General features: G+C 70.3%; 8 protein-coding genes. 4 read left to right on the top strand and 4 right to left on the bottom strand.

The features are described 5' to 3' along the window. Positions 1–113: 113 nt before the first annotated feature. A complete protein-coding gene (locus ACIBJG_RS20025) occupies positions 114–719 on the bottom strand; it encodes a TetR/AcrR family transcriptional regulator (RefSeq protein WP_399308935.1) in 606 nt (201 codons plus the stop codon). 155 nt (positions 720–874) lie between these two features. Between ACIBJG_RS20025 and ACIBJG_RS20020 the strand changes: the two genes are divergently transcribed. Further along, complete coding sequence (locus tag ACIBJG_RS20020) at positions 875–1,828, top strand: ABC transporter permease (RefSeq protein ID WP_399308933.1); 954 nt, start codon at positions 875–877, stop codon at positions 1,826–1,828. Continuing rightward, positions 1,821–2,600, top strand: coding sequence for an ABC transporter ATP-binding protein (locus tag ACIBJG_RS20015; protein ID WP_399308931.1), 780 nt, complete (start codon positions 1,821–1,823; stop codon positions 2,598–2,600). Before ACIBJG_RS20020 ends, ACIBJG_RS20015 begins: the two co-directional genes overlap by 8 nt. A 288-nt stretch (positions 2,601–2,888) precedes the next feature. Here ACIBJG_RS20015 and ACIBJG_RS20010 read toward each other — a convergent pair whose 3' ends face one another. Beyond that, on the bottom strand, positions 2,889–7,922 hold the full coding sequence (locus tag ACIBJG_RS20010; RefSeq protein WP_399308930.1) for an NAD-glutamate dehydrogenase: 5,034 nt from the start codon (positions 7,920–7,922) through the stop codon (positions 2,889–2,891). A gap of 559 nt (positions 7,923–8,481) precedes the next feature. Between ACIBJG_RS20010 and ACIBJG_RS20005 the strand changes: the two genes are divergently transcribed. Then, the gene (locus tag ACIBJG_RS20005; RefSeq protein ID WP_399308928.1) at positions 8,482–9,048 is read left to right on the top strand and encodes a DJ-1/PfpI family protein; all 567 of its coding nucleotides are present in this window, start codon (positions 8,482–8,484) and stop codon (positions 9,046–9,048) included. Between the two features lie 23 nt (positions 9,049–9,071). Here ACIBJG_RS20005 and ACIBJG_RS20000 read toward each other — a convergent pair whose 3' ends face one another. Beyond that, on the bottom strand, positions 9,072–9,743 hold the full coding sequence (locus ACIBJG_RS20000) for an HAD family hydrolase (RefSeq protein ID WP_399308926.1): 672 nt from the start codon (positions 9,741–9,743) through the stop codon (positions 9,072–9,074). Between the two features lie 71 nt (positions 9,744–9,814). After that, entirely contained in the window at positions 9,815–10,321 is a 507-nt protein-coding gene (locus ACIBJG_RS19995; protein ID WP_399308924.1) for a DUF6912 family protein, read from the bottom strand. A 287-nt stretch (positions 10,322–10,608) separates the two neighbouring features. Here ACIBJG_RS19995 and ACIBJG_RS19990 point away from each other — a divergent pair, with 287 nt between their 5' ends. Continuing rightward, positions 10,609–11,028, top strand: coding sequence for an Rv3235 family protein (locus ACIBJG_RS19990; RefSeq protein ID WP_399308922.1), 420 nt, complete (start codon positions 10,609–10,611; stop codon positions 11,026–11,028). The last annotated feature ends 416 nt before the right edge of the window (positions 11,029–11,444 follow it).

Raw genomic sequence — 11,444 nt, 5'->3', positions numbered from 1 at the left:
CCGTACGGCTCAACCCCGTGAACGGCCGGGGGTCACCGGTTACGGTCCCCAACGAGTGATGTCGCGATCACCGTGCTGACGCCGCTCGCCGGCGCCGGTGCCCCGCCCCCCGGTCAGCGGGTGAGGGCGGCCACGGCCGAGGCCGCCAGGTCGTCCAGATAGCCCGCGGGCAGCTCGCCCCTGACGACGGCGAGCCGCCAGTAGAGGGGCCCGACGATCAGGTCGAGGGCGCGGTCCGGGTCGCTGTCCGGCGGAAGTTCCCCCCGCGCGACGGCTTCCCGCACGACCACGGCGGCGATGCCCTGCTGCGGGTCGAGCAGTGCGGCCTTGATGGTGTCGGAGATCTCCGGACTGCGGGCCGCCTCGACGAGCAGGTCCGGGATGACCTGCGAGGCGAGCGGATGGCGCAGGGCGTACGCGGCCAGTTCGAGCACGGCGCGGACATCCCCGTACAGCGAGCCGGTGGCCGGGGCCGGCATGCCCTGCGCCGCGACGGCGGAGACCAGGTCCAGGACCAGGTGCAGTTTGGACTTCCAACGGCGGTAGACCGCGGTCTTCCCGACGCCGGCCCGCCGCGCGATGCCCTCGATGGACATCCGGGCGAAACCGACCGCGGCGAGCTCCTCGAAGACCGCACTGCGGATCGCATCGGTCACGTCCTCGCGGAGCACGGCGGCTCCGGCGGGGGCACGGCGGCGGCTTCCCGGGTCGGTGGTCATGGCCGAATCATAGTCCGCGACGACGAAACGGTTGCGTAGCGACGTCACGCGTCCTACCCTCGGCGTTGCGACGATACGGCCCCGTTCCATCGTTGCGAAGAGCACTTCGAGAGCACTTCCCTTCCCGCCCTGCCCGCCTTCCCTCGAAAGCGATCGTGGTGAGCCAGACAACAGCCCCGGCCCCGACGGACGCCCCACCGCCGTCCGTCTCCCCGCCCTCCGCCCCTCACGTCCACGCCCCGGGCAAGCTCGCCGCCCTCGCCGCGCGCCACGGACTGACCGTGAGCGGAGCCCGTCCGACGCTGCCGGTGTACGTACGGCAGCTGTGGGGGCGGCGGCACTTCATCACCGCGTTCGCCACCGCCAAGCTCACCGCCCAGTACAGCCAGGCGAAGCTGGGCCAGATCTGGCAGCTCATGACCCCGCTGCTCAACGCGACGGTCTACTACTTCATCTTCGGCGTCCTGATGCAGACGAAGCAGGGCGTCAGCGACTTCGTCCCGTTCCTGGTCACCGGCGTCTTCATCTGGACCTTCACCAGCAACTCGATCACCGCGGGCACCCGGGCGATCAGCGGCAACATCGGCCTCGTACGGGCCCTGCACTTCCCCAGGGCCTCGCTGCCGATCGCGCTGGCCCTGCAACAGCTCCAGCAGCTGCTCTTCTCCCTGGGCGCCCTGGTGCTGATCATGCTGGCGTTCGGCCAGTACCCGCACGTCTCCTGGCTGCTGGCGGTGCCGGCCCTGGCGTTGCAGGCGCTGTTCAACACCGGCGTCTCGATGGTCTTCGCCCGGCTGGCCGCCCGGACCCCGGACATCGCCCAGCTGATGCCCTTCATCCTGCGCACCTGGATGTACGCGTCGGGCGTCATGTGGAGCCTCGACTCGACCCTGGCGGGCGACCGGGTCCCGTATCTGGCGAAGCTGGCGCTGGAGATCAATCCGGCAGCCGTCTACATCGACCTGATGCGATTCGCCCTCATCGACAGCTTCCACAGCGCGCAGCTTCCCCCGCACGTGTGGGCCGTCGCCACCGGCTGGGCGCTGGTGTGCGGCGTGGGCGGGTTCCTCTACTTCTGGCAGGCCGAGGAGAGTTACGGACGTGGCTGACAGCACGGATTCGGCAGTACCGACGGTCGTCGTCGACGACGTCCACATCACGTACAAGGTCAACGGCGCCCGCACCGGGAAGGGCAGCGCCACCTCGGCCCTGAGCCGGATCGCCTCGCGCCGGCAGACACCGGGGGTGCGCGAGGTACACGCCGTGAAGGGGGTCAGCTTCGCCGCGTACAAGGGCGAGGCGATCGGCCTGATCGGCTCCAACGGCTCGGGAAAGTCGACCCTGCTCAAGGCGATCGCCGGGCTGCTGCCCGCCACAAAGGGCCGCGTCCACACCCAGGGCCAGCCCTCGCTGCTCGGGGTGAACGCGGCGCTGATGAGCGACCTGACCGGCGAGCGCAACGTCGTGCTCGGCGGGCTCGCGATGGGCATGAGCCGCGCCGAGGTCCGGGCGCGCTACGACGACATCGTCGACTTCTCCGGCATCAACGAGAAGGGCGACTTCATCACCCTGCCGATGCGCACGTACTCCTCCGGCATGGGCGCCCGGCTGCGCTTCTCCATCGCCGCCGCCAAGGACCACGACGTGCTGCTGATCGACGAGGCGCTCTCCACGGGCGACGCCCGGTTCCAGCGGCGCAGCAAGGAACGGATCATTCAACTGCGCGAGCAGGCCGGCACGGTCTTCCTGGTCAGCCACCACAACAAGTCGATCACCGAAAGCTGCGACCGGGCCCTCTGGCTGGAGGCGGGAACCCTACGCATGGACGGCCCCGCGCAGGAGGTCGTCGCGGCGTACGAACGCTTCACCGGCAAGAAGTAACCCCACCACTCCAAGCCCACCAACCCCGCCGGCACTTCCAGCCCACCAACCCCGCCGGCACTTCCAGCCCACCAACCCCGCCCGGCGCTCCGAGCCCACGCCCGGCAAAACCAAGCCCGTCGAGGGGGTCCTCCATGCCTTTAGGGCTATGGGGGAGATTGAGGACAAGGCCCCGCGCCGGACGGGCCGCACCATCTCCGGCCGGACCCGGCACACCAAGCCCGCCCGGCGATTGAGGGCGAGGCGGCCACCGGGACGCACCCGGCAACCGCCTCCCCCGGCCACCGCCTACGCGTGCGTACGCAACAACGTCCGCATCGTCCGCATCGCCACCGACAGGTTCGCCAGATCGAACGCGTCCGACCCCTGGATCTCCTCCAGCGTGGACCGCGACCGCGACAGGATCGCCGCGTTCTTCTCCTCCCACGCCTCGAACCGCTCCTGCGGCGAGGAGGCCCCGTTGCCCACGCTCAGCACGTCGCCCGTGAGCGCGGCGTGCGCCGCGTACAGGTCCTCGCGGATGGAGGCTCGGGCCATCGACTGCCAGCGGTCGGCCCGCGGCAGCTCGATGATCCGGTCCATCAGCTGGGTGATGCCCAGCCGGTCCGCGAGGTCGTAGTACACCTCGGCGACGGACAGCGGGTCCTTGTCCGTGCGGTCGGCGATCGCCACGATGTCGAGCGCCGGGAAGGCCGACGAGAATCCGGCGACGCGCTGCGCCAGTGCGTCCGGGACACCCGCCTCGGTGAGCTCGTCCAGGATTCCCTGGTACCACTCCTGGTCGGCGCCCATCAGCATCTTGGGCAGCTCGGCCCAGACCTGCGCGACACCGTCACGGAAGAAGTCGATCGTGTCGGCGATCTCCAGCGGCTGCGGCCGGTTGCCGAGCAGCCAGCGAGTACCGCGCTCGACGAGCCGGCGCGAATGCAGCCGGATCCGGGTCTGCACATCGGCGGCGACCTTGTTGTCGAGCGCCTCGACGGCGTCCCACACCTCGCCGAGACCGAAGATCTCCCGGGCCGCGAACTGGGCCCGCACGATCTCCGCGATCGAGGCGCCGGTCTCTTCCCGCAGCCGGTGCAGGAACGTCGAACCGCCGCTGTTCACCGTGTCGTTCACCAGGACCGTGGTGATGATCTCGCGCCGCAGCGCGTGTCCGTCGACCGCGTCCGGGTAGCGCTCGCGCAGCTGCTGCGGGAAGTAGGCGTGCAACAGCTTCTGCAGATGCGGGTCGTCCGGCAGGTTCGTCCCGATCAGTTCCTGCGCCGCCGTGATCTTCGTGTAGGCGAGCAGCACGGCCAGCTCGGGCTGGCTGAGCCCCTTGCCGGCGTTCAGCAGTTCACGGATCTGCCGGTCGGCCGGCAGGAACTCCAGGGCACGGTCCAGGTGCCCGTCGCGGCCCAGCCGGCGCATGAAGCGCTGTTGGGCGTGGAGCAGGGAGGACGCCTGGGCGGCCGAGTTGGCGAGGGCGGTGTTCTGCGCGTAGTTGTTGCGCAGCACCAGGTGGCCGATCTCGTCGGTCATCTCGGCGAGCAGCTTGTTGCGCTGCTTGACCGTCATGTCGCCGTCCCGCACCAGGCCGTTGAGCAGGATCTTGATGTTCACCTCGTGGTCGGAGGTGTCCACACCGGCGCTGTTGTCGATCGCGTCGGTGTTGATCCGGCCGCCGGTACGGGCGAACTCGATGCGGCCGAGCTGGGTGGCGCCGAGGTTGCCGCCCTCGCCGACGACCTTGGCCCGCAGGTCCTCGCCGTTGACGCGGATCGCGTCGTTGGCCTTGTCACCGACGTCCGCGTTCGACTCGGCGGAGGACTTGATGTACGTACCGATGCCGCCGTTCCAGGCCAGGTCGACGGGGGCCTTGAGGATGGCCTGCATCAGGTCGGCGGGCGTCATCTTGGCGACCCCGGCCTCGATGCCGAGCGTCTCGCGCATGTGGGCGTTGACCGGAATGGACTTGGCGCTGCGCGGGTGGATGCCGCCGCCCGCGGAGATCAGCTCCTTGTTGTAGTCGGCCCAGGAGCTGCGCGGCAGGTCGAAGAGGCGGCGCCGCTCGGCGTACGAGGTCGCGGCGTCCGGCTTCGGGTCGATGAAGATGTGCCGGTGGTCGAAGGCCGCGACGAGCCGGATGTGCTCGGAGAGCAGCATCCCGTTGCCGAACACGTCGCCCGACATGTCGCCGACGCCGACGACGGTGAAGTCCTCGGTCTGCGTGTCGTGGCCGAGCTCCCGGAAGTGCCGCTTGACGGACTCCCAGGCGCCGCGGGCCGTGATGCCCATGCCCTTGTGGTCGTAACCGGCCGAACCGCCTGAGGCGAACGCGTCACCGAGCCAGAAGCCGTACGCGACGGCGACCTCGTTGGCGATGTCGGAGAACTTCGCGGTGCCCTTGTCGGCGGCGACGACGAGGTAGGTGTCGTCCTCGTCGTGCCGGACGACGTCCTTGGGCGGCACGACCTCGCCGGTCACCATGTTGTCGGTGATGTCGAGCAGCGCCGAGATGAAGGTGCGGTACGAGGCGATGCCCTCGGCCAGCCAGGCGTCACGGTCGACGGCCGGGTCGGGCAGCTGCTTGGCGACGAAGCCGCCCTTGGCGCCGACCGGCACGATGACGGTGTTCTTCACCATCTGCGCCTTGACCAGGCCGAGGATCTCCGTACGGAAGTCCTCACGCCGGTCGGACCAGCGCAGTCCACCGCGGGCGACCTTGCCGAAGCGCAGGTGGACGCCCTCGACGCTCGGCGAGTAGACCCAGATCTCGAACGCCGGGCGGGGCGCCGGCAGGTCCGGGATCGACTGCGGGTCGAACTTCATCGACACGTAGCCGTGCGGCTTGCCGTCGTCCGCCTTCTGGAAGAAGTTGGTGCGCAGGGTGGCCTTGATGACCGTGAGGAAGGACCGCAGGATTCGGTCCTCGTCGAGCGAGGCGACCTGGTCCAGGGCCCCGTCGAGCTCTTCGAGGAGCCCGTCGGTCAGCTCCGTACCGGCACTCTGACGCTCCGGCGACATCCGGGCCTCGAAGAGCGAGACCAGCAGCCGGGTGGTGTGGACGTTGTTCTGGAGAGTGCTCTCCATGTAGTCCTGGCTGAACGTGGATCCGGCCTGGCGCAGGTACTTGGCGTAGGCGCGCAGCACCATCGCCTGCCGCCAGTTCAGCCCGGCGCTCAGCACCAGCGCGTTGAAGCCGTCGTTCTCCGCCTCGCCGGTCCATACGGCGGCGAAGGCCTCCTGGAACCGTTCGCGGGCGTCGTCGGCCAGGTAGCCGCCGTTGGACGTGGCCTGCGGCATCCGCAGCCCGAAGTCGTAGATCCAGGCGTGCGTACGGTCGGCGCAGCGCAGCTCGTACGGACGCTCGTCGACGACCTCGACACCGAGCCGCTGGAGCGCCGGGAGGACGGCGGACAGGGAGACCTGCTCACCCGTCCGGTAGATCTTGAACCGGCGCTCGCCAGGGACGGCGCCGACCGGCTCGTACAGGCTGAGGGCGAAGTCCTTCCCGTCCTGCTTGAGCGCTTCGAGGTTGACCAGGTCGGCCACGGCGGAGCGCGGCGAGTGATCGGCCTTGTAGCCCTCGGGGAACGAGTGCCCGTAGTGACGCAGCAGTTCCGCGGCGCGTTCCTCACCGCACTCGGCGCCCAGCGCTTCCTGGAAGCCGTCGGCCCAGGAGCGGGCGGCCTCGACGAGGCGGGCCTCGATACGGTCGGCCTCGGCGTCGGTGAGGCTGGGCAGTTCGCTGCCCGGGGCCACCCGGACGACGAAGTGCAGCCGGGAAAGGATCGACTCGGTGTTCCAGGCGGTGAAGTCGACGCTGGTGCCGTTCAGCTCCTCCTTGAGGATGTCGATCAGCCGCAGCCGCACACCGGTGGTGTAGCGGTCGCGCGGCAGGTAGACGATCGCGGAGTAGTAGCGCCCGTACTCGTCCTGGCGCAGGTAGAGCCGGAGCCGGCGCCGCTCCTGGAGGTAGAGCACCGAGGTGACGACGGAACGCAGCTGGTCGGGCGGCGTCTGGAAGAGCTCGTCGCGCGGGTACGTCTCCAGGATCTGCAGCAGGTCGCGGCCGTCGTGGCTGTTGTACGAGAAGCCCGCGCCCTCCAGCACCTCGGCGACCTTGCGGCGGATGACGGGCACCCGGCGCACGGACTCGGTGTAGGCGGCGGACGAGAACAGGCCGAGGAAGCGGCGCTCGCCGATGACGTTGCCGTCGGCGTCGAACTTCTTCACGCCGACGTAGTCGAGGTAGCTGGGCCGGTGCACGGTCGCCCGGCTGTTGGCCTTGGTCAGGATGAGCAGCTTGTGCTCGCGGGCCTTGGCCCGGGCGTCGGCGGGCAGCCGGTCGAACGAGGGGCTGACCGGGTGCGCCTCGTTCTCGCTGTGGTGCGGGTCGGAGCGCAGGATGCCGAGGCCGGTACCGGGCACGGCGGCCAGCGCGTCGCTGTCCGTGAGTTCGTACTCGCGGTAGCCGAGGAAGGTGAAGTGGTCGGCGGCGAGCCAGCGAAGCAGCTCCCTGGCCTCGTTCACCTCGTCGTCGGCGAGGTCGTCGAGCGGCTCGCCGGGGAGGTCGTCGGCGATGCGCAGCGCGGCGTCCCGCATCTTCTCCCAGTCCTCGACGGTCTCCCGTACGTCGGACAGGACCCGCAGGAGGTCGGTCTGGATCTGCTTGAGGTCGGCGCGGTCGGTCTCGCGGTCGATCTCGACGTGGATCCAGGACTCGACGAGCGCGTCGTGCGGCAGCTCGGCCTTGGCGTCCTTCGCCCCCTTGGCGTTCTTGCGGCCGGCCTGGGGGTCCGCCGAGATACCGACGCCCTCGGTGAGGACTTCGATCAGCTTGCCGGTCACATCACGGCGGACGATGACCTGCGGGTGGATCACGACATGGATGCCGCGGCCCTGGCGGGACAGCTCGTTGGTGACGGAGTCGACCAGGAACGGCATGTCGTCGGTGACGACCTCGACGACAGAGTGGCTGCAGGTCCAGCCGTTCTCCTCGACGGTCGGGGTGTGCACCCGGACGTTGGCCCTGCCCTGCGGACGGTTCTCGGCGAGGCGGTAGTGGGAGGAGGCGGCACCGAAGACATCGACCGGGTCCCGGCCGGCGATGTCCTCCGGAGCGGTGTGGAGGTAGTAGCGCTGGAGATAGGCGAGCAGTACGTCCTGACGGAGACGCTCCTGCCCGGCCCCGGTGCTGTCGTCGGCCCCGGTGGCCGCGACCTGCACCCGGGCGCTACCGCCCGGGCCACCGACACCACCGCCCGGGCTGTTGTCAGCTACCTGGGCAGCCCGTGCGAGCAGCTCGGCCTTGGCTTCGTCCAGCTTGGTCTGCATGTCCTCTGGCTCCTGTCGCGCGCCGTTGCGTGACGTAGGTGAAAAAGACGACGTACCGCCACGACACGGGGTTTCCGGTCTGAGACCGACCGTCACATGGGAGGGCGGCGTCGCGGGGCTGGGCACGCGCATCTGCGGCGTTGTCGTCAATCACCATGGCTCCGCCATGCCTCAATCCTCCGCCTTGCAGCTGCACGCACCCAGCCCCGCTCCTTCTCCCACCCCCCATGTGACGGTCGGTCTGCGTCGACGCTATGCCGCTATGAGAGACGCCCGGGACCTTATCGGCCATTTTTGGCAGTCGGGCCGGGCTGAGGGGATCAGTGGCGGCCCGGGTGCTGTGGCACTCCGGGCTCGGGCCGGGGGCTTCGCTGCCCCCGAGGCGTATCGCGCTGATCACGGGGTCCAGGCTATCTCGCCCGCCCCCGTAACCGTCACGAGCCGCATGTGTACAAAAGCAGGCCCCGAACTTTGACACTCTGGACAGCGCATCGGCCCTGACTGCCGCACTCTGGTACCGGTAAACGGAACAGGCCGACGCACCGTGGGGAGCCCCGCCATGGCACCGAAGATCCTGATCGTCACCGGCGACGCCGCCGAGTCTCTCGAAGTCCTCTACCCGTACCAGCGGCTGCGCGAGGAGGGTTACGAGGTCCACATCGCCGCTCCCTCCCGCAAGACGCTCCGCTTCGTGGTCCACGACTTCGAGCCCGGCTTCGACACCTACACGGAGAAGCCCGGCTACACCTGGCCCGCCGACCTGGCCTTCTCCGAGGTCGACCCGGACGACTACGTGGCCCTCGTCGTCCCGGGCGGGCGCGCGCCGGAGTACCTGCGCAACGACGCGGACCTCCGCACCATCCTCTCGGCGTTCTTCGACACGGACCGCCCGGTGGCCCAGATCTGCCACGGGCCGCTGATGACGGCGGCGGCCGGTGCGCTGAAGAACCGGCGGGTCACGGCCTATCCCGCGCTGGAACCGGACATGGAGACAGCCGGTGCCGCCTTCGAGGACACCGAGGTCGTGGTGGACGGCACGCTGGTCTCGTCCCGCGCCTGGCCGGACCACTCGGCCTGGATGCGTGAGTTCCTGACCGTGCTCCGCACCGAGGCCCCGGTCGCCTGAGCCCGTCCCCCACGGGCCGCCGGCTACTCGCCCAGCTGCTGGGCGAGGGCCGCGGCCTCGGCCAGGGTGTCCACGACGGGCACCCCTGCCGCCTCCAGGCTGGTCCGGCTGTGCGAACCGCCGGTGAAGAGCACCGCCTTCGCTCCGACATGGGCCGCTGCCACCGCGTCGTCCACGGCGTCACCGATGACCACCGTGTGCTCGGGGGATATCCCGTCCAACGCCGCGAAATGCCGCTGCATGTGCTGTGCCTTGCTACCGCCGGACGGCCCGGTACGCCCGTCGACGCGCACGAAGTGCTGCTCGATGCCGTACCCCCGCACGACGGGGACCAGGTGCTCGTGCCCGTACATGCTCAGCAGGGACTGGCTCCGGCCGGCCAGCTGCCACTGCGCGAGCAGCTCTGCGGCCCCCTGCGTCAGCCCGCAGGCCTCGCGCTGCTCGGTGTAGTGACGGTGGAAGACGCCGTCCATCCGCTCCCACTCGGTGTCCGTGGGCAGCCTGCCCATCAGACGCTCGTAGAAGCGGGGTATCGGGATGCAGTACATCTCCCGGTACTGCTCCAGGGTGATCGGCGCCAGGCCGATCTCGACGAACGCGGCGTTCGTCGCGCCGACGACCGCGGTGTTGTCGTCGAGCAGAGTGCCGTTCCAGTCCCAGACCAGATGCGTGCGGTGCTTCCCGTGCGTCCCCATGGAAGAAAAATACCCGCTGCCACTGACAACCGGGCGAACAAGCCCTTCACCCGGGCATGCCCGGGCCCGGCTCACCCGATCAGATTCGGGATCTCCTGAATGCCGAACCACAGCAGCTCGTGGTCCTCGGCGCCGTCGACGGTGAACTGGGCGTCGTCGTCCCCGAGGTCTGCCGCTCCCAGGGCGGCCGCGGCGGCGGTGACGTCCTTGTCGGCCTCGTCCGAGTCGACGTGCACGGCGGCTGCCTCGGCCAGGGCGACCGGGGAGGCGATGGTGACCTCACCGAGCGAGGAGGCGTCCAGGATGTGGTCCGGGTCGGCCACCGCGGCCCCGTCCGGCACGTCGACGGCGACCACGACGCGTCGGCGGGCGGCTCCGGGGTCACCCGCGATCAACCGCAGCGACGCGGACGCGGCCCGGTTGAGCGCCGCGTACTCCAGCTCCTCGATGTCGTCGGAGACGTACCACTCCCGCAGCGCGGGGGTCACCGCGTAGGCGGTCAACGGGCCGGGGCCGACTTCGCCGGCCCCGTGCGCCGCTGCGAGCCCGGAGAGGGTCAGGGGGACGTACACGCGCATGACAGGGGCCGCTTTCGTAGTCGGAACGCCCTCAGGATACGTGGGGCGTACCCCTTTGGGGTTACGTGTCCGGCCCCCGCCCCGTCCACCCGGCGACCGCCCCTCACCCTGCCCGCCCCGCCCCGGGCCCCCGCACCGGGCCGCCCCCACCACCCGGATAGGTGAATCCCGCGCACGCCACCCTCGGCCTACCGACGCTTGCGGCCGCCTCCGCCGTGCCCGTAGAAGATCCACAGCAGAAGTTACCGCCCGGTACTAGCCGGGCCTCTGAAGCACGGGGGCGACAGATGAGCAGTGACAGGACCCGGCCCGCCGGACGGCAGGACGCACGCAGGCCCGAAGCCGTACCCTCACAACGCCGCCGGATTCCCCAGCGGATCCGCCCCCACCAGTGGTTCGCCGAACGCCTCCTGGCGGTACTCAGCGGCCAGCGCCCCGTCCACTGGATGCTCGGCCACACGATCGGCGAGGCCTACGACCAGCTCGCCGAGATGGCCCCCGCGACCCCGCTCAGGAGCCGCGGCGCCCGCCCGGTCATCCGCATGTGCCGGGGCGCCCAGCCGGCCCCCGGCGTCGTGGAGGCCTGCGCGAGCATCGCGGCGGGAGAACAGGTCCGCGCCATGGCCTTCCGCCTGGAACAGGGCCCCGACCTCCGCTGGCGCTGCGCCGCGGTGGAACTGGGCAACACCCCGGTACGCCACCCCTGACCCACCCAACAACCCAGTCCCTCCGAGGCCTTTCCAGCCCCTCCGAGGCCCTCCCAACCGTTCCGACGACCTTCCCAACCTCACCGCGGCCCTTCCCCGACCTCCCCGGCCCTCCCCGGCCCTCCCCGGCCTTCCCTGACCCTCCGCGGCCCTTCCCCGACCTTCCCCGGCCTTCCCTGGCCCTCCCCGGCCCTCCCTGACCCTCCGCGGCCCTTCCCCGACCTTCCCCGGCCTTCCCTGGCCCTCCCCGGCCCTCCCTGACCCTCCCTGACCCTCCGCGGCCCTTCCCCGACCTTCCCCGGCCTTCCCTGGCCCTTCCCCAGCCTTCCGAGGCCTGAGGCCCCTTCCCAGCCCCTCCGGCGTTTGAGGAGCGGGGGCCCGGGGGCGGAGCCCCCGGTTACGGGAAGGGGCGGGGA

This window comes from Streptomyces sp. NPDC050422 (genome assembly GCF_044458665.1).
Classification (GTDB): Bacteria; Actinomycetota; Actinomycetes; order Streptomycetales; family Streptomycetaceae; genus Streptomyces.
Note: the sequence above shows the minus strand (reverse complement) of the source record. Positions and strands in the feature narration are given on the sequence as shown.